23 protein-coding genes are annotated in these 25,199 nt (G+C 55.1%); 10 read left to right on the top strand and 13 right to left on the bottom strand.

Features of this window, described 5'->3' with window-relative positions:
- Nucleotides 1-5: 5 nt before the first annotated feature.
- The 5 genes from ACR3ZL_RS24580 to ACR3ZL_RS24560 are packed head-to-tail and all read right to left on the bottom strand — an operon-like array spanning nt 6 to nt 5,997.
- Nucleotides 6-2,036 (bottom strand): VWA domain-containing protein, encoded by a 2,031-nt coding sequence (locus ACR3ZL_RS24580; RefSeq protein ID WP_473650450.1) that lies wholly within the window; start codon nt 2,034-2,036, stop codon nt 6-8.
- Entirely contained in the window at nt 2,036-3,115 is a 1,080-nt protein-coding gene (locus tag ACR3ZL_RS24575; RefSeq protein WP_473650451.1) for a vWA domain-containing protein, read from the bottom strand. Before ACR3ZL_RS24575 ends, ACR3ZL_RS24580 begins: the two co-directional genes overlap by 1 nt.
- A 1-nt stretch (nt 3,116) precedes the next feature.
- Nucleotides 3,117-4,097, bottom strand: coding sequence for a BatD family protein (locus tag ACR3ZL_RS24570; protein ID WP_473650452.1), 981 nt, complete (start codon nt 4,095-4,097; stop codon nt 3,117-3,119).
- Nucleotides 4,094-5,011 (bottom strand): DUF58 domain-containing protein, encoded by a 918-nt coding sequence (locus ACR3ZL_RS24565; protein ID WP_473650453.1) that lies wholly within the window; start codon nt 5,009-5,011, stop codon nt 4,094-4,096. Before ACR3ZL_RS24565 ends, ACR3ZL_RS24570 begins: the two co-directional genes overlap by 4 nt.
- Nucleotides 5,008-5,997 carry an AAA family ATPase gene (locus tag ACR3ZL_RS24560; protein ID WP_473650454.1) on the bottom strand — a complete coding sequence of 330 codons (990 nt, stop codon included), beginning with the start codon at nt 5,995-5,997 and terminating at the stop codon, nt 5,008-5,010. Before ACR3ZL_RS24560 ends, ACR3ZL_RS24565 begins: the two co-directional genes overlap by 4 nt.
- A gap of 471 nt (nt 5,998-6,468) precedes the next feature.
- Between ACR3ZL_RS24560 and ACR3ZL_RS24555 the strand changes: the two genes are divergently transcribed.
- A complete protein-coding gene (locus tag ACR3ZL_RS24555) occupies nt 6,469-7,077 on the top strand; it encodes a peptidylprolyl isomerase (protein ID WP_473650455.1) in 609 nt (202 codons plus the stop codon).
- A gap of 196 nt (nt 7,078-7,273) precedes the next feature.
- Here the strand turns inward: ACR3ZL_RS24555 and ACR3ZL_RS24550 are convergent, their stop codons facing one another.
- A complete protein-coding gene (locus tag ACR3ZL_RS24550; protein ID WP_473653464.1) occupies nt 7,274-7,555 on the bottom strand; it encodes a carboxymuconolactone decarboxylase family protein in 282 nt (93 codons plus the stop codon).
- A gap of 191 nt (nt 7,556-7,746) precedes the next feature.
- Nucleotides 7,747-9,297, bottom strand: a complete 1,551-nt coding sequence (gene cobA, locus ACR3ZL_RS24545) for a uroporphyrinogen-III C-methyltransferase (RefSeq protein WP_473650456.1) — start codon at nt 9,295-9,297, stop codon at nt 7,747-7,749.
- A 159-nt stretch (nt 9,298-9,456) separates the two neighbouring features.
- Here cobA and rpsT point away from each other — a divergent pair, with 159 nt between their 5' ends.
- The 3 genes from rpsT (at nt 9,457) to tyrS (ending at nt 12,085) form a co-directional block, all read left to right on the top strand.
- A complete protein-coding gene (gene rpsT / locus ACR3ZL_RS24540) occupies nt 9,457-9,729 on the top strand; it encodes a 30S ribosomal protein S20 (protein WP_473650457.1) in 273 nt (90 codons plus the stop codon).
- Nucleotides 9,730-9,956: 227 nt separating this feature from the next.
- Entirely contained in the window at nt 9,957-10,772 is an 816-nt protein-coding gene (locus ACR3ZL_RS24535) for an IspD/TarI family cytidylyltransferase (RefSeq protein WP_486173610.1), read from the top strand.
- Nucleotides 10,769-12,085 (top strand): tyrosine--tRNA ligase, encoded by a 1,317-nt coding sequence (tyrS, locus tag ACR3ZL_RS24530; RefSeq protein ID WP_473650459.1) that lies wholly within the window; start codon nt 10,769-10,771, stop codon nt 12,083-12,085. Before ACR3ZL_RS24535 ends, tyrS begins: the two co-directional genes overlap by 4 nt.
- 68 nt (nt 12,086-12,153) lie before the next feature.
- On the opposite strand, the gene ribH is transcribed toward tyrS, so the two are convergent.
- Both ribH and rho read right to left on the bottom strand, forming a co-directional pair.
- Nucleotides 12,154-12,642, bottom strand: coding sequence for a 6,7-dimethyl-8-ribityllumazine synthase (gene ribH / locus ACR3ZL_RS24525; RefSeq protein WP_473650460.1), 489 nt, complete (start codon nt 12,640-12,642; stop codon nt 12,154-12,156).
- Between the two features lie 9 nt (nt 12,643-12,651).
- Nucleotides 12,652-14,082 (bottom strand): transcription termination factor Rho, encoded by a 1,431-nt coding sequence (gene rho / locus ACR3ZL_RS24520; protein ID WP_473650461.1) that lies wholly within the window; start codon nt 14,080-14,082, stop codon nt 12,652-12,654.
- Between the two features lie 611 nt (nt 14,083-14,693).
- Between rho and ACR3ZL_RS24515 the strand changes: the two genes are divergently transcribed.
- Nucleotides 14,694-15,893 (top strand): hypothetical protein, encoded by a 1,200-nt coding sequence (locus ACR3ZL_RS24515; RefSeq protein ID WP_473650462.1) that lies wholly within the window; start codon nt 14,694-14,696, stop codon nt 15,891-15,893.
- A gap of 99 nt (nt 15,894-15,992) precedes the next feature.
- On the opposite strand, the gene ACR3ZL_RS24510 is transcribed toward ACR3ZL_RS24515, so the two are convergent.
- Both ACR3ZL_RS24510 and ACR3ZL_RS24505 read right to left on the bottom strand, forming a co-directional pair.
- Complete coding sequence (locus ACR3ZL_RS24510) at nt 15,993-16,787, bottom strand: hypothetical protein (protein ID WP_486173040.1); 795 nt, start codon at nt 16,785-16,787, stop codon at nt 15,993-15,995.
- A gap of 71 nt (nt 16,788-16,858) precedes the next feature.
- Nucleotides 16,859-17,146, bottom strand: coding sequence for a hypothetical protein (locus tag ACR3ZL_RS24505; RefSeq protein ID WP_473650464.1), 288 nt, complete (start codon nt 17,144-17,146; stop codon nt 16,859-16,861).
- Nucleotides 17,147-17,398: 252 nt separating this feature from the next.
- Between ACR3ZL_RS24505 and ACR3ZL_RS24500 the strand changes: the two genes are divergently transcribed.
- Nucleotides 17,399-18,031, top strand: a complete 633-nt coding sequence (locus ACR3ZL_RS24500) for an NYN domain-containing protein (RefSeq protein WP_473650465.1) — start codon at nt 17,399-17,401, stop codon at nt 18,029-18,031.
- A 73-nt stretch (nt 18,032-18,104) separates the two neighbouring features.
- Here ACR3ZL_RS24500 and ACR3ZL_RS24495 read toward each other — a convergent pair whose 3' ends face one another.
- Nucleotides 18,105-18,461, bottom strand: coding sequence for a hypothetical protein (locus tag ACR3ZL_RS24495; RefSeq protein ID WP_473650466.1), 357 nt, complete (start codon nt 18,459-18,461; stop codon nt 18,105-18,107).
- Nucleotides 18,462-18,513: 52 nt separating this feature from the next.
- Here ACR3ZL_RS24495 and truA point away from each other — a divergent pair, with 52 nt between their 5' ends.
- The 4 genes from truA to ACR3ZL_RS24475 all read left to right on the top strand — a co-directional run bounded on the left by truA (nt 18,514) and on the right by ACR3ZL_RS24475 (nt 24,003).
- Nucleotides 18,514-19,392: a tRNA pseudouridine(38-40) synthase TruA gene (gene truA / locus ACR3ZL_RS24490; protein ID WP_473650467.1), complete on the top strand. Its 879-nt coding sequence runs from the start codon at nt 18,514-18,516 to the stop codon at nt 19,390-19,392.
- A gap of 246 nt (nt 19,393-19,638) precedes the next feature.
- Nucleotides 19,639-21,165 carry a serine/threonine protein kinase gene (locus ACR3ZL_RS24485; RefSeq protein WP_486173609.1) on the top strand — a complete coding sequence of 509 codons (1,527 nt, stop codon included), beginning with the start codon at nt 19,639-19,641 and terminating at the stop codon, nt 21,163-21,165.
- 76 nt (nt 21,166-21,241) lie between these two features.
- Nucleotides 21,242-22,387, top strand: a complete 1,146-nt coding sequence (locus ACR3ZL_RS24480) for an FHA domain-containing protein (RefSeq protein WP_473650470.1) — start codon at nt 21,242-21,244, stop codon at nt 22,385-22,387.
- A gap of 98 nt (nt 22,388-22,485) precedes the next feature.
- Nucleotides 22,486-24,003, top strand: a complete 1,518-nt coding sequence (locus tag ACR3ZL_RS24475) for a lipopolysaccharide biosynthesis protein (protein ID WP_473650471.1) — start codon at nt 22,486-22,488, stop codon at nt 24,001-24,003.
- On the opposite strand, the gene ACR3ZL_RS24470 is transcribed toward ACR3ZL_RS24475, so the two are convergent.
- The gene (locus ACR3ZL_RS24470; RefSeq protein ID WP_486173039.1) at nt 23,964-25,151 is read right to left on the bottom strand and encodes a ribonuclease D; all 1,188 of its coding nucleotides are present in this window, start codon (nt 25,149-25,151) and stop codon (nt 23,964-23,966) included. The two genes, ACR3ZL_RS24475 and ACR3ZL_RS24470, sit on opposite strands and share 40 nt — an antisense overlap.
- Nucleotides 25,152-25,199 lie beyond the last annotated feature (48 nt).

Raw genomic sequence — 25,199 nt, 5'->3', positions numbered from 1 at the left:
GTTCTCTACCAATCTTGTTCGACAGGGACTTGTCTCAGGCGACGCTGTTGTTGCTGACGAAATCTTCGGATCATGTCGCGATCACGTACCGCTTGCAGCATCTTTTGTGCCTCTTCCTGGGTCATTGTAATTGGAGTTTGGGATTCTTCCGGATCACTGGGGGAACCCGATTGAGGCATCGCTGCGGATTCGGATCCATCGGTTCCTTCCAACGCACCGGGTTGGCTTTCTCCACTGGACTGCTGGGGATCGTCGGTTTGCTGGGATTCGTCGGGCTCCGTGGGATTCTCAGCATCCTGTGGTTCCCCGTCGGAATTCGATTCACTTTGCGACGGGGATGCATTCGAGTCGTCCTGCATGCCGGATTGGTCGTCCGAGGAGTCACCTGGATTGGACTGTTGAGAATCACCTTGCTGAGGTTCGGATTGCTCTTTTGAAGATTCTTGTTGGTTAGCTGAATCCTGCTCGCCTGATTGCTCTGAAGCTTCATCGGACGATTCTCGCGAGTCCTGGGATTCGGACTGCTTGCTGTCTTCGGATTGTTGTTGATCTTGGCTCTCGTTGGAGTCCTGATTTGGTTCCGATTGCTGGTCTTGTTGGGATTGCTTCTGTTGTTGGGCAAGGAGCCGCACGGCGTGTTCTAGGTTGGCGCGAGCATTGTCCCAGCGAGGACGAAGTCGCAAGGCAGAACGCAACGATGCAATCGCCGCATTTAGATCCTCTTCCACCTTTTCGGTTTGCTGGGACTGGATCGCTTGTTGGGCTTTGGCGATCAGGGCAGTGCCAAGATTGTATCGGGCGGAACTTGCGACTCGCTCATCGGTAGACCCCGTGGCGTTTCGGAATTTCTCAATTGCACCATCCAGGTTTTCAGCTTGGAAGTCCGCTACGCCTTGGTTGTAAGCTTCGATGCTTGTGGGCAAGGTTTCAGCGACGGCGAGGTTGTTTGTCGCAAGCGTCAGAAACACGATCGTAACAGAAGAGGCTACGGTTTTTCGTTTAGATAGCGGCGATGAACGCGTACGTTTGGGTGAAGTCCACCAAGCTTCTAAGACGAGCAACAGAAATGCCGGTAGTGCGAACCACTGAAATCGGGCCTCGTAGGCGTCGATCTTCACGGTGTCGAAATCCGCTTTTTCAATATCAGCGATATAACGTTGATAGACGGCGTTCATGTCGACCTGTTTGGTTCCCGCGGGGATGTAGACTCCGTCACTGGCCGTTGCGACGTCTTGAAGCACTTTGCCGTTAAGTTTCGAAAAGACAAGTTGGCCTTGATGTTGGACGTAGCCCTGACGTTCGGCGTCTGGGATTTTGGCTCCCGTTTCCATGTCACCCAATCCGATCGTGAAGATGCGAATGCCTTCTTCGTCATGGAGTCGTTTGGCGAGTTTGACGGGTTCGCTTTCTTGGTCTTCACCATCGGTTAGGACAATCATGACGCGGTGCGAGGTCGTCTTACTGAGGAAGCTGTCCCCACCGACGGCGATCGCGTCGCCCAGTTTCGAGCCGCCTCGGCGAACCGAGTCGGGACCCGCGTCAGCAAGCGTTTGGCTGAAGTCTTCGTAGTGATTCGTGAGCGGAATGATCTGGCGGGTTTCGCCGGCGAATGCAATCAAACCGACTCGATCGCCCGCCATCGACGCGACCATGTCGCGGATCATTTGTTTGGCACGCTCCAGTCGATTCGGAGTCGCGTCCTGGGCGAGCATGCTGCGTGACACATCGAGCAGGAACATCACCTCGATGCCCTTTTGAGGCACTTCGCGTTGAGTCTTGCCCCACCGGAAATCCATCAGGCCTAGGGTTAATAGTACAACCGTAGTAACGATGAGTCCGCTAGTGATGATGGACTTCCAGGTTGAGGTCACTCGGTGCGAAAAGACTGCGTCGAGTCGATCCGCGGTTGCGAACCGTTTCCTGGCGACTCGGCGTAGGTAGCCCGCGATCATCATGGCGGCTAAGACGACCAACGCGGCGATTAGCCAGCTCAATGCGGCACGGTTACCGATTTGAATGTCCGTTGGGAAGTTCACTATGCCAACTCCCTTAGCCAAAGTTTTTGCACTAATACCCGGGTTGTCAGAAGTAGTAACGCGATCCATAGCAAAGGCGGAAAACCAGCATGTTGCTGCACCGCCAATTCGCGATAGTCAACATATTGTTGCGACTCGACTTCGGTCTTTTCAAGTTCGTCAATCGCTTCGTAGATCGCTTCCAGCGAATCGGTGTCGGTGGCTCGGAAAGACTTCGCATCAGTGACATCGGAGATCTTTTGAAGTGTTTCTTCGTCGATGTTGACTTGCATAGACCGGAACACTTGCCGCCCGCTGAACGGATCGATCACCGGGACGGGGGCTTCGCCTCGCGTGCCAACACCGATGGTGTAGACCTTGATCTTCAGTTTGGCCGCGAGTTCCGCCGCTTCAAGCGGTTCAAGCGTGCCGGCATTGCTTTCGCCGTCAGTAAGCAAAATGATGATTTTGCTTTTGATCTTTTTGTCCTGTCGAGCGTCCAGTGCATTCAGCTTCTCGGTTGCCAATGCAATCGCGTCACCGATCGCCGTACCGTCCTCGTCACGATGTTCGGCCATGCGGACTTCGTTAAGGTTGCCGATCAAGAAACCGTGGTCGAGCGTCGGAGGCGTCACTGCATCGGCATACCCAGCGAAGGTGGCGAGCCCGACAAGATCGTTGAAGCGTCCCGCCAAAGCGGTGTCGTCTGAAAACTCGTCGCCTAGAACAAACTTGCCAACTACGTTTTTAATCGCGGCCAGTCGGTCCACTCGCTGGCCATCGATTTTGAAGTCCATCGCCTGCATACTGCTGCTGCGATCGACCACCAATTCAATCGCGATGCCTTCGCTTTGCGAGACCGTGCGTTCACGACCATCGCGGGGACGAGCAAGGGCAATGATCAGGATTGCGAGGGTCAGCAACATCAACGCATCGGGCAGCCACATCAGTCGTTGCCGGAACGTTCGCGGCAACATGCCACCAAAGTCGAGGCTGCTGAAGGCGATTGATTTGTCACTGCCACGCGAAAATCGACGCCACGCCAGGATCGGGATGACGAGCAGCAACCACAGGAAATAGGGAGAGTAGAATTCAGGCATCTTACCGGTGGCTGCCTCCGAGGTGATCCAGCAGCTTTTGGGTCTCTGCAATCGCGGCTTGGATTTGGCCATCCAGGGTGGCTGGTGCAGAGTGTGTCGCGGCGAACTTGGACTGGTCGCCGTATTTCAAGACTTGTTCGCAATGGTCAAAGTTCAAGCGGTCTGAAATCGATCGGCAAGCATCTAGCAATTGTCGCGTGGACGGTGATTGAGTGAACAATCCACGATCGATGGAAACGCTTGTTCGCAACACTTCTCTGATGACCGCAACCTGTTCGAGCGGTGGTGTCTGATTCGTATTGTCATTCAGTTTCGCCAGTTCGGTTCGGCACCATCGCAGTGGCGTGTTGCGTCGGCGGTACCAACATCCAGCAAGCGTCGCTGTGATCAAGCCGGCAATTCCGGCAAAGACAAGCCATGGCCAAGGTGAGTTTGACGATGACGATTGGGAATCGGTATCCGGCTCGATGCGGTCAGCGATCGTGCGAAGAGATTCATCGTCGGCTTGGAGCACCGATCGAACTTCAATCTCAATCGGTTCGGTGGTCAGCTTTTGCGAAATATCGCCTTTGCGAATCGTGACTGCAATCGCGGGGATTGTATGTTGGCCAGTTTGCAGAGTTTCAAGGCGGATCGTTTGAGTCCAAATCCGCATGGTCGAATCCGCGTTGTCTGAAGGGAGATCAGGAGCGGTTTGGACGGATAAAATATCAAATACCCCGAGCTGGTTGACGCTGGATGTTGACGGGGCGGCAGGTTCAGTTGCGTCGGTCGGGAAATCAACGACGCTGCCGGCTTTCACGATCGCTTCGACTCGAATCGTGAACGGTTCGGCGATCTGGATGCTGCTTTGCGATGCACTCGAGCGCACCGTGTTGTTGACCGAATTGTAGTCGGCAACGGGCTGGGCCAGCAGCGGAGGCAAGGTCGTCAACGTGCTCGTTAGCAACGCGAACACGAATAGGAGTGTGCGCAGGGTCATCGTTGATCAAAATAACGGTGCAGCGGTTTGGAGATGTCTTGGCCGGTGTTGACGACCAAGGGTTTCCATTTCAATCGGGCAAAAAGCTTGTCTCGCTGTTCCGCACGGTTTGCCGCGAGTTGCTCGAAATGGCGACGAACGCGACGGCTGGATGTGTCGATTGTGGTTTCACGACCGGTTTCGGAATCGTGAAGACGTACGAGTCCGACGTTCGGCATCGTCTGTTCTCTTTCGTCCAGCAAGACGACCGGGACAACATCGTGTTTTCGGCCGAAGACACGCATGGCCTTTTCGACTCGACGATCGGGATCATCGATCAAAAAATCGCCAAGCCAGAAGATAACGCTACGCCGATGGTTGGTGTGGTTGACGTGATCGAGCAATGCGACCGGATCGGTGCGGGTGCCCTGTGGAGAGTGGTAAAGCAGTTCGCGGATCAAACGCAGGACGTGTCGGGAGCCCTTGCGAGGTGGAACGTGCTTTTCGATCTGGTCAGTGAACATCGTTAATCCGACACGATCATTGTTCTTGATCGCTGACATGGCCAACGTGGCGGCAACTTCGATTGCCAAGTCGCGTTTGGATTGATGTTGAGTGCCGAAGTCGATCGAACGAGAGACATCAACGAGCATCATCACCGCCAATTCTCGCTCTTCGCGAAAGAGTTTGACGAAGGGAGCGTTAGCGCGTGCAGTCACATTCCAGTCGATCGCCCGAACATCATCACCCACTTGGTAAGGACGGACTTCCTCGAACTCGATGCCTCGGCCCTTGAATGCCGAATGCCAGCTGCCGACCAACAGTTCGTCCACACGATGGGATGTTCGCAATTGGATCTTGCGAATCCGTTTGAGGATTTCGGTCGGTGTGCGGTCTTCGGTTGGCGGCTCAGGATGAGTTTGCCGGAAAATCATGGAACCGCGACGCCCTGCAAAATTTCACCAATGATGGATTCGCTGGTGCGTTCTTCCGCTTCGGCTTCGTAGGTGATCGCGACCCGGTGCCGCATTACGTCCAGGGCGAGTTCTTGGACGTCTTCGGGAAGCACGAACCCGCGGCCTTGCAGGAACGCGTTGGCCTTTGCCGCGAGGGCAAGATTGATCGAAGCGCGTGGCGAGGCACCGAATTGAATCAATCCATCCAAATTCAAACCGTAAGCGGCCGGACGGCGAGTCGCCATCACGAGGTCGACGATGTAACCCTCGATTTTGGGATCCAAGTGCACGTTGTCGACTTGCGATCGAGCTCGCATGATCTCTTCAGGTGAGGTGACGGCGCTAACCTCGAACTTGGGTGCTGTCTTGCTCATCCGCCTCAAAATCTGCAGTTCTTCTTCGCGGTCCGGGTAATCGACAATCACCTTTAGCAAGAATCGATCCGTTTGGGCTTCAGGCAGTGCGTAGGTGCCCTCTTGTTCGACCGGGTTTTGAGTTGCCATTACCAGGAACGGCTCTTCCAGCGGGAAGGTTTCGCCGCCGATCGTGACCTGGCGTTCCTGCATCGCTTCGAGCAGGGCGCTTTGCACTTTCGCCGGTGCTCGGTTGATTTCATCGGCGAGGATCAGGTTCGAAAAGATTGGACCTTTTTGAACGACAAAGGTTTGATCTTGAGGACGATAGACCTGGGTGCCGATCAAGTCGGCCGGAAGCAGGTCGGGAGTAAACTGAAGTCGCTGGAAATTCGTTTGAATTGATTTCGCCAGACTGGCTACTGCGGTCGTTTTTGCGAGCCCCGGGACGCCTTCGATAAGCAGGTGACCCCCAGTTAGCAATCCGATCAGCATCCGGTGCACGAGTTGTTGTTGACCGACCAAAACATGGCCGATCTCGGTTGCGATTCGCCGGAACGGCTCACTTTGGTGGCTCAAATCAGTGTCGGCGGTGGGAACGATCGAAGACATGGATTCAAGAAAATGGGGAGCGGTGGGAAACGGGCAGGCGGCAACGCGTGAGCGTTCGTTGGGTGTATTCGATCGTAGTGGACGAAAAGTTCAACAGGGCGGGTTTTCCAGAATGGGATAGAGAGGGATTTTAGAGAGGGATTTTGCAGCCGCGTTCGAAACCATGAAATGGCGGCCAATCGTGGTTGATCCAAATTGCGTTTTGGATCGTACATGGGACGTCGTGTGGTGGTTAGCCACGCGAGGGTTAAGGCCGGGCATGAAGGAAATGAGCCTGGCCCTGGCGGTTGTCCGTGCCTAAGCGGTTTGAGGTCTGCATGATTTTGTATTTCGCCCAAACTGTGTAATTGGCCCAGTTGGGTTGGAGCTAGGCAATGGATTCTGCTTAAATGGTCCGCTTAACGACCCGAGAAATGTCCGCCAGTGCGGGCTGCTTGTGTTTCCCCAGTCCTTTCGGAGTTCAGTCAACTGATGGTCTATCGCACTTTCCTGTTCACGTTTGTCGCCCTGCTTGCCAGCCTTGCACCGCGAGCCGCCTCTGCTGCGGATCCAGCGGGCGCTGAAGTGACCAACAAAGTTTATTTTGACGTCTCGATCGGCAAGGAACCTGCCGGACGGATTGTGATGGGGCTGTTCGGCAAGGATGTCCCTAAAACGGCCGAAAACTTTCGTGCTCTGTGCACGGGCGAAAAAGGTGACGGCAAGCTTGGCGTGCCTTTGAAGTACGAAGGCAGCGCTTTTCACCGTGTGATCCCTCAATTCATGTTGCAGGGTGGTGACTTCACCGCTGGTAACGGTACCGGCGGCGAAAGCATTTACGGTATGAAGTTCCCCGACGAAAACTTCACCTTCACCCACAGTAGTCCAGGTTTGTTGAGCATGGCGAACTCGGGCCCGAACACCAACGGTTCGCAGTTCTTTATCACGACCGTTCCGACACCTCACTTGAACGGACGTCACGTGGTGTTCGGTCGAGTGCTCGAAGGCATGGATGTTGTGAAGAAGATCGAAGCCAACGGCAGCGGCAGCGGTCGCACCCGCCAGCTGATTAAAATCACTAAGGCTGGTGAATTGAAGTAGCCCCAGTTGCTATTCGGTCAGAAATCGTTCTGGGCATGTTTGCATGCTTAGGAAACGAATCATGAAAGGCGGTACCGATGCGGTATCGCCTTTTTTCGTTGCAATGAGAGCTTTGGCCAACGTCTAAGACGTTGTGGCGTTACAACGTCAAGAATGTGCCAAGCGATCGGACTTCGAATGGGTTTGATGAGCGAGCTTACTGTTTCAAAACATCTTCGACCCAGCTTTTCGCTCGCATCATCGTGGGGAAGCCAATCGTGGGAGCTGCCAGAATCGCAACATGACGCAGTTCTTCGGGGGTGCATCCTGCTTGCAGTGCTTTGCGGCAATGTGAGTGGGCACCGCCTTGTAAACCGGCTCCGATCGAGATCGCGAGTTTAATCATTGCGACTTCGCGATCGTTCAGGGGGCCGGCTTCCCGCGTGGCTTGGCCCATCGCTTCGTAGGCCTGCATAAAATCCGGAAAGTCTTCGTGCATCTTCTGGTAAGTGCCGGGGATCTTGTCCTGTGGAGCAGTCATTTGGGCGCGCCTTAATGAAATCAAACTGGTGGGAAAGGATGCGGTAAGCAGGGGAGATGGGAGGACGTTTGAAGGCGAGTGATGCCCGCCGGCATGGACGAATTAGCTTGTTTCGTTGGGTATCTCGCTGTTAAGAGAACGCTCGCTTTCTAGTGACGGGTTGCGGCGACAATAGCTTCGATCAATCCCTGCATCGTGTAGGTTTGGGCAACGGCATCGACCTGGTAGCCCAAGTCTTCTAGGACGCCCGCGGTGATCGGGCTGATCGCGGCTAAGCGGGTTTGTGACAATCGGGAGCCAAACAAGTGATGCAAATTCTTGGCTGTCGCGCTGCTTGTTACGGTGACCCAGTTAATTTCGCCGTTTTGCAGTTCTTCGCCGACCGCATCATCGATTTGGCGAACGTCGACATTTTGATAGGCGGCGGCTTGCCGTACATCGACGTTATTGGCCGCTAGGCCATTGTAGAGATCGTCGCTGCCACGATTGGCACGGACAATCCGAACGGATAGGTCGGCGGACAGGCTTTCCGTTTCCTGCAGTTTTTGCAGGAGTGACTTGGCGTTGAATTCAGCGGGGATGATATCCGCGTTCAGATGGAATTCGGCTAGCTTCGATGCGGTCGCGCTTCCGACTACGGCGATTTTCGTGCTGCCCAATTTCCTGGTGTCGAAGCCGCGGTGAAAGAGTCGCTGCATGAAATGCTGAATTGCGTTGGAACTGGCGAAGAACAGGATGTCAGTCGAACCGAGTTCATCGATGAAGGCGTCGATTTGCGTCCAGTCGTCCGGAGGCAGGATCTCGATCATGCTTTGAGTGATCGTCGAAGCACCCAACTCTTCTAGCGGTCGAGCGAGTTCGTCGGCCTGTTGGGCGGGACGCGTGACCAAGATTCTTTGTCCGTGCAGCGGACGTTTGGTAAACCAGTCCATGTTCTCTGCTAGCTTGGTGACCTCGCCCACGATCGTGATCACAGGCGGACGAAATCGACTGGCTGGGGTCAGATGACTGACGATTTCGTCCAGTCGGCAGTGAATTTGTTGTTGGTCGGGTAGGCTGCACCGTCGCACGATCGCGCAGGGTGTGTCAGGGGCTTTGCCAGCTTCGAGCAGGGCGTTGGTCCAGGTTTCGACCGTTGTCACACCCATGTAAATCACCAGTGTTCCTGGGAACGCGGCCAGCGCGGGCCAATCGAGATCCGATTTCACCTTGCCGGGTTGTTCGTGGCCGGTGACCAATGCGACGGCGGAAGCGATGCCGCGGTGGGTGATGGGGATCCCGGCGTAAGATCCGGCGGCAAGAGCGGCGGTGATGCCAGGGACGATTTCGAAGTCGATGTTGGCCGCGACGAGAGCATCGACCTCTTCGCTCGTGCGGGCGAAAACGGCTGGGTCACCGCCCTTGAGCCGAACGACGCAGCGACCCATTTGGGCGTGCCGAAGTGTTTCCTGGATGATTTCAGGTTGGGTCCAGATACGGCTTTGGCCATGCTTGCCCACGCAAATAGCCTCTGCTTGCGGAGCGTGGGCAAGCATTTTTGCGTTCGAAAGTCCGTCGTAGAGCACCACATCACACCGCGAAAGCCAGTCTTGACCGCGAAGGGTCAAAAGGTCTGGATGGCCGGGACCGGCCCCAACCAATGCAACAAATCCTTTGGATTGGTCAGGGGGGGAAGGTAGCGGTTTTGAGGAGTTAGGCACGAAATACGATCAAATGGCGATTAATATGACGAGAGACAATATGATTATGGAAGTTTTCGACAGATATGGACAGTCACCGGTCCGGTCGTCATACTACGCCGCTTCGAAAATCTCGTTACCCTGAATTCCGACGATCCGAATCGATCGCCGCCTACCACAATGCCTAATACCCCTAGCTCGATCAAACGTCTTCGTCAAAACGACGTCCGCCGTCTGCGTAACCGTGCGACTCGTAGCACCATGCGTGCAGCCGTAAAGCGTGTCCGAGCCGCCGTGGAAGCCAATGACGCTGAAACGGCCAAGAACGAATTCAAAATGGCTTGCCGCAAGCTTGACCAAGCCGCCGCTCGGAACGTGATCCACAAGAACGCTGCTTCACGCACGAAGAGCCGTTTGAATGGCGCGATCAAGAAAATCGCTCAAGCTGCCTAATTCGAGCTCGGTTTGAAGGTCTTGGCCGATCTCTCGTGATCGGACTGAGCGTTTGCCGGTTAAAATGACCGTCAGCTGAAGTTGCATGTGACCCGGCCCCGGTTGGGAAAAATCACCGCAAGCTTTGGACTGGCGGTTCTGCATTGATGCATGGCTGGTCGAATAGGGTTCTCAGCCGTCTATCGGCGACTCATTTGTCCGGTTTTGTGGGGATGAGCTTCGTGGATATGCCTGTCAATAACGTCCGCTCATCGCTTCCCGATCGCAGCGTGGTCGTGATTGTGCCTGCCGCCGGTCATGGCGCCCGATTTGGTGATCAGGCCAACAAGTTGTTTGCCCGTCTGGGTGATAAGCCGCTTTGGACCTACTGTGTTCAGCGGTTGAGCGATCGGCCAGAGGTCGCGGTGGTGCTGGTCGCCGTTTCGGCAGGCGATCGAGACCGTTTTGTCGAAGAAACACGATTTCTGTCGCAACCCGATCGAGTTCAATTCGTGTTGGGTGGGGCTGAGCGGAGTGATACGGTGCAAGCGGCCTTGGAGCACGCTGTCGCTGATCTCGCTGTTCACGATTCTGGTTTTGGCTTGGCTAATGGCTCCTCTGATGTAGAAGCCGTCGATAAGGCGTTGGGGACGGACCTGAAATTCGTCGCCGTTCATGACGCCGCTCGACCGTTGGTTCGCGATGCTGACTTGACCGCTGTTTTCAACAAAGTGGCTCAGACCGGTGCTGCAATCCTGGCTCACCGGGTGACGGCGACGCTAAAACGCGAACGAGCCGATGATCAGGGTTGCCAGACAGTCAGTCGCGAGGGCATGTGGGAAGCGCAGACACCCCAGGTTTTCCGTTTGGACTGGATGCGTCAGGCTTATGCCCGGCATCGAGGTCGGCCCGTGACTGACGATGCTCAGGCGATCGAGCGTCTTGGCCACGCGGTCGCGTTGGTCAGCGGTGCCGCCGATAACCTCAAAATTACTTACCCCGAAGATCTCCGCATGGCGGAGGCTTTGCAGCAAATTTATTCCGATCCGAAGCAACTGCGATGACTCAAAGCGAATCCACCGAAAACTTCCTCGACGAACTCCGTTGGCGAGGCCTGTTGCACCAAACGACCGATGAAGAGAGCTTGGCAAAAAGTCTCGCGTCGGGATGTCAGACCATTTATATCGGTTTCGACCCAACCGCTTCGAGTTTGCATGTGGGCGGGTTGATGCAGTTGATGATGCTGCGCCGATTCCAACGCGCGGGTCATCGCCCGATCGCTTTGGTAGGCGGTGCGACCGGCATGATCGGTGATCCAAGCGGCAAGAGTGAGGAGCGTAATCTTCAGACGGCGGAGCAATTGGAAGAGAATGTCGCCGGAATCGCTGCTCAAATGCGGAGCTTTCTCGATTTCGAGGGCGAAGATGGGTTCACTGGCGGCAACGGTGCCTTGTTGCTGAACAACTTTGACTGGATGAAGAACTACTCGTATCTGGAGTTTCTTCGCGACGTTGGTAAGAACTTCCCGGTCGGTGGCATGATGGGGAAGGAATCCATTCGCAGTCGGCTTAATAGCGAAGCGGGGCTGAGTTACACCGAGTTCAGCTACATGTTGTTGCAGGCCTACGACTTCGTGCATCTGGCACGGGAGCATGGTTGCCTGATTCAAGGTGGCGGCAGTGACCAGTGGGGCAACATCACCGCTGGTATCGATTTGGGCCGGCGGATGTTGGGTAAGCAGCTATTTGGGTTCACGGCACCTCTGTTGACGACCAGCGATGGCCGCAAGATGGGGAAGACCGAGCGTGGTGCGATTTGGCTAGATCCAGAGCGGACGAGTCCTTACGCGTTTTACCAGTATTGGATCAACGTCGCCGATGATGACGTGATGCGTTGCATTGCTTACCTGACCGAAATTGAGAAGGCAGAGTACGACGAATTGGCGGAATTGACCGCAAATTCGCCTGGTCAGCGTTCGGCACAGAAACGTTTAGCGGAGTGGATGACGGAATTGGTGCACGGCCAAGCCGGAATCGAGTCAGCGCAGCGGGCAACGAAGATTTTGTTTGGTGGCGAACTGGGTGATACGCCCGATTCTCATCTGCGAGAGATCTTTGCGGATGTTCCTAGCAGTGAAGTCGCTGCCGATCAGTTGTCCGGCGACGGGTTGTGGATCGTCGAGGCGCTGCAAGCGGCTGGCTTATGCAAGAGCGGTGGCGAGGCTCGCCGGAGCGTCAAGGAAGGCAGCGTCTATCTGAACAACGTTCGAGTCAGCGACGAGCAATTGCGAATCCAAGGCGATGATTTCGCTGGGCGAAGCGTCGTGGTGCTCCGCCGTGGCAAGAAGAAGTACGCGTTGTTGTCGCGAGACGCGTAGCATCGATTGACGGTCTTTGTCGCTGTTTCGCCTGCTACGCTGGCTTTGTGATTCCCGCAGCTTCGCCTCTATCGCAGCTTCGCCGCAAGGCGGAGCATTTCGAGGACTGCGTCGGTGGCCTCATGTCCCTTGTTGCCAACGGTCCCACCGCTACGCTGGATTGCTTGTTCCAGCGTGTTGCACGTCAGTAAGCCAAACCCTACGGGGCGGCCGCTGGCGATCGATTGACGCATAAGCGAGTCGCTGACGGCGCGATTGATGTGTTCATCGTGCGTCGTTTCGCCTCGAATCACACACCCCAGCGTGACCGCGGCCAAGACGTTGGAGTGCTGGAAGGCTTGCTCAACCGCCATGCACAGTTCCCATGCTCCGGGAACGCGGATGACCCATTGGTTGTGTTTCGCCACGCCAGCATCGGTCAGGCTTTGGATCGCAGCATCCAACATCGAATCGCAAATGGATTCGTTGTAGCGGCTGGCGATGACCGCGATTCGCCCATCGGGAAGTGGGCCGGTGGTGCCGTCGATACTAGTGGGGGCGTCAGGCGATTGGGGCATTTGCAGTGCTTATTCTTCTGGGGGAACACTCATGAGGAACTCTGCGTTATTTTGAGTCTTCTTGAGTTTCTTCACCAGGGTAGACATCGCTTCGCTGGGTGAAAGCTCGGCAAGTGAGCGGCGAAGAGACTCGATTCGTTTGAACTCTTCTGGGTCGAAGAGGATTTCTTCGCGACGGGTTCCGCTTCTGGTCAGATCGATGGCTGGCCAGATCCGGCGGTTCACCAGCTCTTGATCCAGTACGATTTCAAGGTTGCCGGTGCCTTTGAATTCCTCAAAGATCACGTCGTCCATGCGGCTTCCGGTATCCACCAACGCGGTGGCCAGGATGGTCAGTGAGCCGCCTTCTTCCACCTTGCGAGCGGATCCGAAGATAGCCTTGGGTTTCTGCATCGCGCCGGCATCCAGACCGCCGGTTAAGAGCTTGCCCGTTGCCGAATCGGTATCGCTGTTGAAAGCACGGGCGAGCCGGGTGATGGAGTCGAGGAAAATCACCACGTCGGTGCCCGATTCGACCATCCGCTTTGCTTTTTCGATCACCATTTGCGCAACTTGGATGTGTCGTGCCGGTGGTTCATCAAACGTGCTGCTGATGACTTCGCATTGTGGCGAGCGGATTTCCCGCTCCATGTCCGTGACTTCCTCGGGGCGTTCGTCAATCAAAAGGATGAAGACGTATGCGGCTGGATAATTGGAGAGCACGCCTTGGGCGAGTTGCTGCATCAGGATGGTTTTGCCCGCACGGGGAGGGCTGACGATCAGACCCCGCTGGCCGAAGCCAATTGGTGCGATCAGGTCGACCACTCGCGGGCTTAGCTCGTCGGCCGCATTTTCCATCACGATCCGAGTCCGCGGGTGCAACGGAGTCAGTTCGTCGAATGGAACTTGGCGTTGGCGACGCGAGGGTTCGTGGTGATTGATTGCTTCGATTCGCAATAATGCGAAGTAGCGTTCGTTCTCTTTGGGTGGTCGAATCTGGCCAGCGACGTGACTGCCGGTGTGGAGCCCGAACCGCCGGATTTGGCTGGGGGAAACGTAGATGTCATCAGGGCACGACAGATAGTGGTACTGGGCGCTACGCAGAAAGCCGAAACCATCGGGAAGGATCTCGAGCGTGCCTTCGCCGTACATCAACCCGTTCGCGCTCATCTTCGTTTTCAGAAGACGAAACACAAGTTCTTGACGTGGTAATCCAGCGACTTCTTGGATGCCGTTTTCGGCAGCCATTTCCAGTAGTTCACTGTGAGAGAGCTGCTGAAGTTGGACCAAATTCAGACCCGAGGCGGCTTCGCCTTCAGGTTTCTGGTTGATCTTAGGGATGCCAACGCGTCCACCTGCTTTGGTGACTTCGCTGACAATCTCTTCAGGTAAAGACAGCGGATCACGCTCTGCATCAAGCTCGCGGACACGGCGGTCCACAGCTTGGTCAGGATGGCGCATTCGACGAGGGCCGCGACGACCGTCGCGCGGCCTTGGCGAGGATGGGGGTTCCATGATGAGAAGAACCGGTCGGAAGGTGGGCAATAAGAATAGTGGACTCGGCGCGGAACGCTGAGTCAGTTGGACGGATGTCCGGGAGGAGGATCGAACATTGTGCGATGTTCGCTTCCCTATCCTAGTCGAACCCCAGGCGGGTACTAGCCTAGTTTCGTTATCCAGGGGGGCAACGGACGTACCAGGCCCCTTGTCGGGCCAAATTCGGTGTACATCAGGTGATTGGTTGGTGGTCTGCGCGGTTTTGGTAGATCAGGAGGTTTGTTTTGACCGTCCGGCTTGTTGGGTTTTTGGCGGATTTATCGCTTCGCTCGGTATTCCGGTTAAGCCTCAGCCGATCGGTTGACCGATACTACCGTCACAACCCGATATGAATGACTCAGTAATGAGTCTGCGGCGGGTTAATTATTAGACCCGCAGCCACGCGGGGCAGAGACGGAACCTCGGCGGCGATCTTTGGATTGTCTTCGAGGGGCAAGTCTTCTGGGCGTGACGGCAACTCCTAGCATGACGGTGGAATAACGATGTCGGTACGGAAGCTGACGACGAAACTAACGATGCTCCTGGCTTTAATTGTAGGCGGCGCGAATGCGAATGCTTACGCCGGAGATCACGAACTGCCACCGGCGGACCCGTTTGAGTTCGACCCGGATTTCCAGTGGTTCGAGCCAATCTACGAGGCGGATATGCTCGATATGAAGCCTGCTAAACGGGCTCATACGGGATGGTTCGCGACTTACGACCGGCTTGCCTTGTACGGCAAACGTCCGGATTCAATCGACCGTATCGGCGACGAGAATAAACTCGACAAAGGTTCGGGACATCGTTACGACCTTGGCTACATGGATCCCGATGGCGAGACAGGCTACCTGTTCAGCTACACCGACTACGAAGTTGGTGCATTCGACGGTTTTCGAATTGACCGGATCAACCGCCTGAACGACGAGAACCTAGACGGCGAACCCACGTTCGCACTTGGTGCGACCCGTTTCGGTTTGCCCGTGTTCCCGGAAGATGGAAACGTGTTCGGGTTCTCGCGACGTTTCTATGACGTCGGTCAGTTCAACAACATGGACCTTGATAGCTACGAGTTCATGAAAACTTGGCGGATGGAACCGTATCACTACGGTGGCATCTTGGAGCCGATGTTGGGTATTCGGTTCTTGCGAGCTCAGGACCTGGGATTGAGCCGAAACTACGCTCGGACTCGTGACGGTGATCTATCTGCTGATAGCGTTAACGATGCGTACTTCACTGATCTTGGGCTTAGCACTGACGCTGTCGAGCGACTAACGGACAGAGTTTCGGAAGTTGATAACGAACTCTATACCGTGCAGTTTGGTTTCCGGTACTTCAAGTTCCAGAACCGATTCCGTTACTCGGCTGAGTTCCGCGGCTTCACTGGTCTGAACTTGCAATGCTTGCGTCAGCAGCAAGCCATCACGACGACAACCTACGACGGTTTTGATATCGGTAGCGACGTGGTTCAGAACCTGGTTACAAAAGATATTGCTACTTACCATACCAACGAAGAGTTCTTCATCGGTTACGAAGTGCGAGCAGAGTTAAGCTACCAGCTCAGCAAGATGTTCCATGTTCGTTGTGGTGTCGAGTTGATCGACTTGGCTCTAGGCTTGTGGCGAAACGACCGTTCGCTGGGATTCCGCGAGCAAGGCGACTTTGTTGATAGTGGCGAGAACCGAGAGCAAAGCTTCTTGGCAGTCGGTGGTACCTTCGGTATCGAGATGAATCGCTAGAAAGAAACGGAGTACCGGGCCGGAATAGAAGGGTCAGGTACTCCGCGATCGGCTTGCCGCTATCAGTGGCGGGCTGGAAGAATGAGGGAATACGAGTTGCTATTGAGTTTCAGTTGGTGATGCTCGATACGCGGTCGTGATGATGAGACGGTTTTCGTTTTGGAATTCCGTGACCCTGCCTGTGATGGTCCAGGTATCATCGTTGGAGTCTTCAGAGATGGCTTCGACGATTCGATCGAGCATAAGGTTTTCGACCACTTGCATGGAATCGAAAACGGCATGCGGAGCCGATAGCGGGCCGGATGCACCACGCTTGAGAGCATCGCTTGAACCAAGATGGTTGGTTCGCATGGGGTCGATTGCACCGCGAGATGAATTCGCAGTCTCTTTCCGCAAGACGGTGTCGTGACGCGGCAGAACTTGACGAGCTAGACCGCCGTCAAGCATCTTGGATACGTCCGATTCATCGAGCGATGGTTGGTCTTGGACCAGGAATCGCCACCGCTGGGCTCGCACAACCAAGCGACCCCGGATCGGCCCGACTTCGGTGCCTTCACGCAGGATGACCTGGACTGCCCGAGTTGATTCGGGCGAGAAACGTCCGGTTGTCGATCCGCTATCGGCGCGAGACGAGCTGGACCCGTTGAACGAGTTCGTATTCTCCAACGCCAACGCGGGGTTGGTGTTCCCAAGCGATCCGGACAACGCCGATAGAATGATCGCTCCGAACGCCCATCTGCGGACGCTCTGTTTAGTGATCCGTTTAGTGACGAGATCGCTGCGAAGTTGGCCTTGGATTGGGTGTGCCGGATTGTTTGGCTTGACTGCGATAGATTTGGCCACGTGTTTTCTCGCCATGTCTTGATCAGCTCGTTTGGATTCTGTTCTGTGCATGTCAGCTATGTCCATACTCGCCATTTCAACACTCGCCCGGTCCCAATCGGTTAGGGCATCGTCGGTGATGTTTAGTGACGAGGAATTGCGAGTGCGTGCAGGCTAACGACCGAACCGACGGCGATCATCGCGAGGCCCAACCAACGAGGTGGGTGTACCCGCTTGGTCGGCTTGGGATGGACCTGCATCAGAAAGCTGCTGAAGGAATCATTCACCGTGGGAGTCGAGCTGCGAGACATCTTGGCGAGCGTTCGCGTCGTCGGTTCATTCAATACGAATGAATCGATCATGCGAAATTGAGTTCCCAGTAAGATGAGCAAGACTCCAACCAGGAAGTACCGATTTCGATTCATTGCCATGGGGATGCGTTCCGACTGAAGACCGATCTGAAAGACGTGTTAGATTCGAATCGTCATTTCTTGAGGTTAAATCACATGGTTTGTTGAAAGGGTGGCATTGGCCCGGTTCTTCGGAATGAGCTTGTTTTCGGGACGGTATCGACCACAATCATTGAAGGGTGCCAAAGCCGTCTGCTGGTCGCTCGTTAACAAGTTTGTGGCGATTGTTCGCTCGATTCTGTCGGTGTTTTTTAGGTCAAAGGGGGATGTGTAATGTCGATCGTCTTGTTGATCGACGGGTACAACGTGATTGCCCCGGTCGCGGCACCAAGACGTGCAGAGACGCCGAATCATTTGTTGGCCGCCGGGCGGGGTGCCGCGGTAGGTTGGTTACAAGTGGAACGCGAGCGATTTTTAGAACGACTTGCCACCGGATTAGATGAGTCCGTTCGTCAGCGAACGTGCGTGGTGTTTGATGCGAAGGCGGCGCCACCAGGCCGGCCAGCAAGCCAAATTGTTTCCGGAATTGAAGTCCGGTTTGCAATCGATCATGATGAAGCGGATGACCTGATCGAAGAATTGATTCAGGCTCATCCGGTACCCAAGCACCTGACCGTCGTGTCAGCGGACCACCGATTGAAACGGGCAGCTAAGCGACGCCGGGCCTTCAGTTGCGATTCTCAACCGTGGTATGACGAATTGATCGAAGGTCGGATTCAACTGGGATGGCGACCGAAGCGACCTAAGCCGAGCGACACTTCAGCAGGGAAGGATAAGGCTGCGGATTCGGAAGCGACAAATCTCTTCGATGAGATCGACAGCAATCCCGCGAACCGCAAGCCTGAGCAATCCGAGATGATCTCCGACGAACAGCTTCGCGATTGGATCGACGAGCTTGGCCAGTAGATTCTATTCGCCTTGGTTTTTCGATAGTGGTAGACCACTCATCGAAGCGCTTGTCGTTTCCTACTCGTGTGGTTTAGCTCGATTCGATCCAGAGGTTAACATCGCCAAGTTGAGGTTCCTGGTCGATCATGTAGAGTGTGACCTCAAGTTCGTTATGGTCGGCGAGATGCTTCGACAATTCAACACGAATGGATTGGATGGTCGATGCAGTGGACTCATCTTTCCATAATGAAATGGTGTTGAGTTGGATTTGCTTAACCTGTCCTCGTTCAGCGTTCACTTCCAGTTCGACGGAGTCGTCGGTGGTCAGTCCCGTTGGGCGATTGAAACGTCGTGAGAAAACGGTTTGAGTTTCCCCGGATGAGTCTGACCCAGAACCCGGGGCAGGCAGTTGCGTCCAAGGATGACGAAGGCGAATACGATGAGGCATCGAGCGATGTTGGTACGAGAATTAGCAAGAGACACGACATGAAGAACTACGCATGACAACCAGCATCACCGAGCAGACCGTGGCGTCAAGGACTCGCACATTTGCATTGACGATCTCGTACGACGGAACTCGGTATTCAGGTTGGCAGGTGCAGCCGGGACGCAAAACGATTCAGGGCGAGTTGGAACGCGTGGTTCGACCGTTAATGGGGGCGGTCGATCGAGATCTGCATCCGGATAGGGAGCAAACCGTCGATCACGAGTGGTCTGGTCGGATCCTTGGCAGCGGACGTACTGACGCAGGCGTGCATGCGATCGGCCAAGTGGCGAGATGTGTGATGCCGAAGTGGAGTGCCGATGAGACAGCTTTGTTACGTGCGATCAATTCACGTTTGCCAGACGATATTGTGGTTGTGAGTGTTCGCGAAGCGATTGGACGTTTCCATCCGATCGCTGACGCGATGGGGAAATGCTATCGATATCAAATGCAGTTGGGTGGGAATCGCGATCCGTTTCGCTATCGAACTTGGCATCGCGTGAACGCACCTTTGGACCCAAGCCTACTTCAGCAAGCGGCCGCAAAGTTTGTCGGTTGTCATGACTTCGCTGCATTCCAGGCGGCTGGGGCAGAACGCAATAGCACGGTGCGGACGATCACATCAAGTCAGTGGCGGGCGATATCGGATGATCCAAACGAAGGTGATGCCGATGGATCGCAGTGGGTTTATCAGGTGGAAGGAAACGGCTTCCTTTACAACATGGTGCGGAATTTAGTTGGCACGATGATTGAGGTCGCTCGGGGGCGGCGGCCGCTGGCTTGGATCGATGACGTGATTGCTTCGAAGGATCGAAATCAGGCTGGTCCAACCGCGCCGCCACACGGTCTTTTTTTGTATCGTGTCGACTACTCGGACGACTTGTTTAAGACGTGAAATGAAATGTTCACGAAAACTTAATGACACGAGGCTCAAAACCGGGGGAATATGAAGAAATAGTCCGTGGTCTATTGCTTCGCAGATTGCTATGTCGATGGATAAAATGGACCGCACCTATTTATCTAAAACAATTTGATGCAATTGATGTCTGGCAAGAGCCGACTTTCCGATCCGGTGGATTCCGTCTCGGCTGATTCAACCGCTCAACCACGTCCGATTCTCGATGACGAGACTCGAGCACTGGTGAAGCGTGCACTCGTATCAGGCATCCTCAAACTGGATGAGATTAAGACCGTGGTCGCGTCATTGCTGACCGAAAATGCTGTCGTTGATTGCAATCGGCTGGTGGACGGTCTTCAGAATTCGGGGCTGTTAACCCGTTGGCAAGCCGCCAAATTGCTTGCCGGAAAGAGCAAGGGGTTTTACCTGGGGGCGTACAAGTTGTTGCGTCCGCTGGGCAAGGGCGGCATGGGCATGGTCTATCTTGGCGAACATCAAGTGATGAAACGTCAGATGGCGTTGAAGGTGTTACCGCCGGAATCGTTGCAGGATGAACGTCGCATCCGCCGGTTCAAAGAAGAGGCGCGGGCATCAGCGCAACTGGATCACGTGAACATCGTACGAGCGTACGATTTCAATGAAGCGGGCGGGAAGCTTTATATCGTGATGGAGTATGTCGATGGGATCGACTTGCATCAGGTCGTCGTACGGGACGGGGTGATGTCGTTTGCGGCCGCCGTTGACGCAATCACGCAAGCGTGTCAGGGGCTCGCACATGCACATGAACGCGGGGTCATTCACCGCGATATCAAACCGTCGAACTTGATGCTCCGCAGCGACGGAGTTGTTAAGATTAGCGACATGGGATTGGCCCGAATCGGCTGGACTGAAGCGGGGGATGTAAGCGATGGCAAACGCTTGATGGGCACCGCTGACTTTGTGGCTCCCGAGCAAGCATTGAACAGCACGACGGTGGATGCCAGAGCAGATATCTATTCGCTAGGTTGCACGTTGTACTTTTTGTTAACCGGACGCCCACCGTTTCGTGGCGAGACGGTTGCCCAGCGTTTGGCGAAACATCAAACGGCTCCCTTGCCGGATATCCGTAAATTGCGGTCGGATTGTCCCGCATCCTTGGTGAACTTGCTTTCCCGGATGATGGCCAAGATGCCAGCGGACCGACCTTCTTCGGTGGTTGATTTGCTCGGACAGTTAGAGCGATTGCGGGGAGGCGTGTTTGGTACGGGCGGGAAGCACGATCAGCTTGCCGACATGGTTCATAGCTCTGATACCGCTCTTGATGATCGGTTGTTCCAAGCCACGATGGATGATGGTTCCAGCGTCTCTTCGGACATAGTGGAAGTTGTCGATAACGTTGAAATTGTGGACGAGTTTGATTTCGGGACTCTACCGCCACTGGATGTCGATGGGGGTGCTGGTTCCATGTCGACGTTTGATTCGCTGGGGCAGTTCGACTCAGCGGGGCAGTTTGATTCACTCGCGAGTACGTCTACGAAGAAGCCAGTTCACGTTAAGAACGATGGCTCGAAAGTAGTTCGCCCTTCGGTTTCGTCGGTGATGCAAGCGAAGCGTCAATCGCATGACGGTCAAATGTTGATGCTTGGCGTCGGGTTAGCTGTCGCGATCTTGGCGTTGGTTTTGGTAGTCGGTTTGGTTGCCTACACGATTTCGCGTCCGCTACCCCAACAGCCGACCAAGCTGAAGGCGATCGAAGACGGCAGAGGAAGCCGAATCATCGTCATCCCATAATTGCCTGAGTTGTCGGAAGTCACCGCTTTATTCACAGTTCGCTTTTACCTTTATTCTTACTGGATCGAATTTGATCGTGGCCGCGCCAACAACCGCTCAACTTATTTTGACGACTGGAAGTCGGGCGGGGCTCGTCGCATCAATTCAGGTGGGGTATTACCTGATCGGTCGATGCCGCGATTGTCAGATTCGCCCAAAGACACGATCCGTCTCTCGAACACATTGCTTGTTGTGTTATGGGAAGGCTTCGCCCGGAAGTGTTTTGCCGTCCCAGTCGGAAGCGTCGACGGAGCGGGATGCGGCGCAGTCGCCAGCGTCGAGTTCGGAAGGGAACCGCTTTTATGTCCTGGATCTCAACAGCACATCGGGAACGAAGCTAGACGGAAAGAGAATCGAGCCTCGCCGTTGGTTCGAAGTGAAGTCGGGTACCGAGTTGCGGTGCGGGAAGATTGCGTGGAATGTGGTGGTCCCTGAGTCGATTGAGAGCGACTACGAGTTAAGAGACCGAGACTTCTCCACCACGCAATCGACTTCGACGGCCAATCGCGACACGCGAAGCGAACCGGAGCTTTGGGCTAAGCGAGGTTTGCCGACCGAAGCCTCCTCCCACGTGGAAACAGAGTCGAGCGATTCCAGTGGTGAAATCGATGCCGGCGATGTTGGCGAAGCATCGACGGGAATGCTACGTGGAGACGCGTGGGATGAATCGGATGTAGCCGCGTTCTTGGCGGCTCAAGATGACACCGATCGTGAGATGCGTTACGAGTCTATTCGTGAGAAATCACGACAACAAAGCCTCAAGCTAGAACTTGAGTTGCAACAGGCTGCGGACAGCGAAGACGATGCAGAGTCGGCCTTTTTGGACGGATCGGCAGCAGGAGATCTGTTGGAGTCGGCGCCGACTTGTGTCGATTTCGAAGCCGATTCTGATTCGGCCGAGCAAGCTGCAGACGCCGGTGCAACGCCATTAACGGCGAAAGAACAACGACGAATTGTCGCTGAAAGCAAAGCTGCCGCTGCACAAAAATCAAAGCAACGGAAAAAGGAAGCGGCTCAGAAAAGCGTGTCTCGGATTCTAAGCGGAGAGTCGAGCGAATCGCTTGAGAGGGTGAAGTTGTTCGTGTTGATTTCGTTCGCGGTGGTCGTCCTGGCGATCGCAGGCTACCAATTTATCGAGTTTCAAACGGGGCCTGCACCGCGGGTTGTCGAGGGAATTGATTGATTATGCGGCGAATTGGGCCGTGAATTGTCCCGCTGAGGCACCAAATCGAATGTCTCAGATGGTGAATCTTGCTCGGCGTGAATTATACTGCCGAGTCTATGCCTCGATATTCAACCACCGCCGCTGCCTCCGCTCAGTTGAATGACGGCGGTCCAATCGCGTCTGCGTTAGTGCCGCAGAACTGCGAGAGGACGAAGAGTGACGCTCCGTCGACTGATTCCGGGAATGTCGTTGTTGGTACTACGACCGATGACGCGAACGTCAATCAGGCTGCATTGGGCGGGAATCCAATCGCTGGTGATGGGATGACGGGTTCGGGCCTAGCAGCATCGCAAAGTGTCGACTTGCCGCTGGATGGTGATGCGACCGAGGAGCCGGCCCAAGGAGTGGCTGGTAAGATTGGCTCGTTCGTTCAGACGGTCGGTTTCGCGTTTGCAATCGTTGCTCTTCAAATGGGGCAAGGGATTTTGCTGGCTCGATTGTTGGGGCCGGAAGGGCGTGGTCAGTATGCGACAACGGTGTTGTATGTCCAACTGCTGCTGTACATCGGGCTGTTCGGTGGGCTAGAAGTGATCTGTCGTTATGCGGCGGAAGGCAAGTCAGATATCTTGCGGTTGCGTCGTGCAGCGATGTGGTTGGGGGTGACCACCGGGTTAATCACAACGGCTTTGGTGATTGGTTGCAACGTGGTCGCGTTGCCAGCGGAGAAGCGTTTCTTGATGCCGCTGGGTTTGTTGTGTGCACTCAGCATGATCGGCCAACACATCATGCTGATCATGACCGCCGTTGATCGGGGATCGGGAAACTACGCCGCGTACAACGTTCGTCGGTTTGTAGCTGCCGCTGCGTTCCCGGGATTGTTGTTGGTCGCCGCGTTGGTTTCCAAGGTCACGTTGACCTTGGCATGTGTTTTGTTTGTGGTTGCTTCGGCAATCTCGGCGTTGACTTGCGTGGTCGGAGTTTCCAGTCCGCTGCGTGGAAAACGGTCCCCTTCGGTAAAACGCCTACTTTCGGAAAGCCGTCCGTATGGCGTTTCCATGTTGGCCACTGAGGTCTTTGAGCGACTTGATTTGCTATTGGCGATGTGGTTGATTCCGCTGGTCGCCCAAGGTTTTTATGCCGCGATGGTGCCGGTGGTTTATCCGTTGACTGTGATCCCAAACACGCTGGGGATCTTTCTTTTCAACGCGGGGGCTGATGAGCGGAAAGGGCTGACGACGTCCGATGTCCACCGAGTCCTGGGTGGGTCGATTGCCATTCAAACGGTATCGACGATCGCTTTCATGATGATGATCGGTCCGTTGGTTCGCTTAGTGTATGGCGAAGCATTTGCGCCGGCGGTGGAGTTCGCCTTGTGGCTTGCCCCTGTATCGGCGATTCGGGGAATCTTGCAGGGGCTGGATAGCTACGTCAAAGGACGGGGGCGTCCACTAGCGGTTGTTCGCTGCCGGATTGTCGCGGCAGTCGTGATGCTGGTTGTCACAGCGGCGTTAGTGCAAACCGAAGGCGCAATCGCTATCGCTAAGGCAGCCTTGGTCAGCCAGATCGTGTGCCTGGTCTGGTTATCCGCGATCGTTTACAGCGATGCGTCGCAGTCGAAGAATTCAAGCGGCTGATTCTCGGTCACATCTGCGACTCGGATAGCAAGCTTTCCATCGAGGATCTTTTTGAAGCTTGATCCTACGATGTCGCCTCGCCAGCCTAGCAATAGTGCTGGCTTTTCAGTGCCTCGTCGAGGCGTCAATTCGTAGGCCAGAAGATCTTTCACATCGTCGGAGTTGCCGACAATGGCGGGCGACAGCTTATGTTGGCGACTAATGCAAGCTATAGCCGTCGACAGGAACTGACTAAGCATCGGGGATGCCGTCCGCGCCCGACCGCGTGCTCGCTTGGGAAGGTCCTCATCAGGCGTTCGCAGGCCTTCGGCAATGGCTTCGCCGATTGCTTCGTACTCATCTTGAAAGTTGCGGCGTTCTAGCCCGCGGATGTTGCGGATTTTCCGTGGGTCCGATGAGCCTCGCTTGGCCAGTTCAACGATCAAGTCGTCTCGCATGACTCGTCGAGGCAGGCGATCGTTGTCGCGAGCAATCTCTTCCCGCCAGCGCCAAAGTTGCCGAACGATTTCAAGCTGCCGAGGCTTCAGTCCTGAACTGCCGCTGACACGTTGCCAGTTTTCAGACTCTTCGGCATCAATCACTTTGTTTTGCAGTCGTTGAGTTTCCTCTTCGACCCATTTGACGCGATCCAGCTTGTTGATGTCACCGAGGATCTTTGTGTGCATCTCGGCAAGGTTGGTGACGTCGTGCAAAGCGTACGTCAATTGATCTTCGCTTAGCGGTCGGTGCCGCCAATTCGTGCGAGTTTCGCCCTTGGGAAGGGTCACACCAACAATGTTTTTGACAAGCGTGCCTAGCGATGCCGGGTATTCCATGCCGGTGAAACCAGCCGCCAGTTGGGTGTCGAACAGACCGGCAATCGGCTTGCCAGTGAATCGATAGGCGAACCGAATTTCTTCTCTTGCAGCGTGTGCGACAACGGTCCGTCCGGGCGTGCAAAGCAGATCCCAAAAGGGTTGCGTGTCGTCTACGGCATAGGGGTCCACGACAGCCAGATGTTTGCCTGCAGCAATTTGAATTAGGCACAATTCAGGCCGATAGCAATCTTCGGAGACGAACTCGGTGTCGAACCCAATCACGCTTTCTTTGGCGATTCGTTCGCAGAATTCGATTAGATGGGTCTGCGTTTCGATTGATTCGTAGTTCACCACAGATTTCCCAGGCGTGGATGCTTGATACTCTTGCATGCAATTGTT

It is taken from the genome of Rhodopirellula sp. J20-39, assembly GCF_057365095.1.
Note: the sequence above shows the minus strand (reverse complement) of the source record. Positions and strands in the feature narration are given on the sequence as shown.

Coding starts and splice junctions, on each gene's coding strand:
- ACR3ZL_RS24575 (WP_473650451.1), bottom strand. CDS start 3,115: ATGCCTGAATTCTACTCTCCCTATTTCCTGTGGTTGCTGCTCGTCATC.
- ACR3ZL_RS24570 (WP_473650452.1), bottom strand. CDS start 4,097: ATGACCCTGCGCACACTCCTATTCGTGTTCGCGTTGCTAACGAGCACG.
- ACR3ZL_RS24565 (WP_473650453.1), bottom strand. CDS start 5,011: ATGATTTTCCGGCAAACTCATCCTGAGCCGCCAACCGAAGACCGCACA.
- ACR3ZL_RS24560 (WP_473650454.1), bottom strand. CDS start 5,997: ATGTCTTCGATCGTTCCCACCGCCGACACTGATTTGAGCCACCAAAGT.
- ACR3ZL_RS24555 (WP_473650455.1), top strand. CDS start 6,469: ATGGTCTATCGCACTTTCCTGTTCACGTTTGTCGCCCTGCTTGCCAGC.
- ACR3ZL_RS24550 (WP_473653464.1), bottom strand. CDS start 7,555: ATGCACGAAGACTTTCCGGATTTTATGCAGGCCTACGAAGCGATGGGC.
- rpsT (WP_473650457.1), top strand. CDS start 9,457: ATGCCTAATACCCCTAGCTCGATCAAACGTCTTCGTCAAAACGACGTC.
- ACR3ZL_RS24535 (WP_486173610.1), top strand. CDS start 9,957: ATGCCTGTCAATAACGTCCGCTCATCGCTTCCCGATCGCAGCGTGGTC.
- tyrS (WP_473650459.1), top strand. CDS start 10,769: ATGACTCAAAGCGAATCCACCGAAAACTTCCTCGACGAACTCCGTTGG.
- ribH (WP_473650460.1), bottom strand. CDS start 12,642: ATGCCCCAATCGCCTGACGCCCCCACTAGTATCGACGGCACCACCGGC.
- rho (WP_473650461.1), bottom strand. CDS start 14,082: ATGCGCCATCCTGACCAAGCTGTGGACCGCCGTGTCCGCGAGCTTGAT.
- ACR3ZL_RS24515 (WP_473650462.1), top strand. CDS start 14,694: ATGCTCCTGGCTTTAATTGTAGGCGGCGCGAATGCGAATGCTTACGCC.
- ACR3ZL_RS24510 (WP_486173040.1), bottom strand. CDS start 16,787: ATGCACAGAACAGAATCCAAACGAGCTGATCAAGACATGGCGAGAAAA.
- ACR3ZL_RS24505 (WP_473650464.1), bottom strand. CDS start 17,146: ATGGCAATGAATCGAAATCGGTACTTCCTGGTTGGAGTCTTGCTCATC.
- ACR3ZL_RS24500 (WP_473650465.1), top strand. CDS start 17,399: ATGTCGATCGTCTTGTTGATCGACGGGTACAACGTGATTGCCCCGGTC.
- ACR3ZL_RS24495 (WP_473650466.1), bottom strand. CDS start 18,461: ATGCCTCATCGTATTCGCCTTCGTCATCCTTGGACGCAACTGCCTGCC.
- truA (WP_473650467.1), top strand. CDS start 18,514: ATGACAACCAGCATCACCGAGCAGACCGTGGCGTCAAGGACTCGCACA.
- ACR3ZL_RS24475 (WP_473650471.1), top strand. CDS start 22,486: ATGCCTCGATATTCAACCACCGCCGCTGCCTCCGCTCAGTTGAATGAC.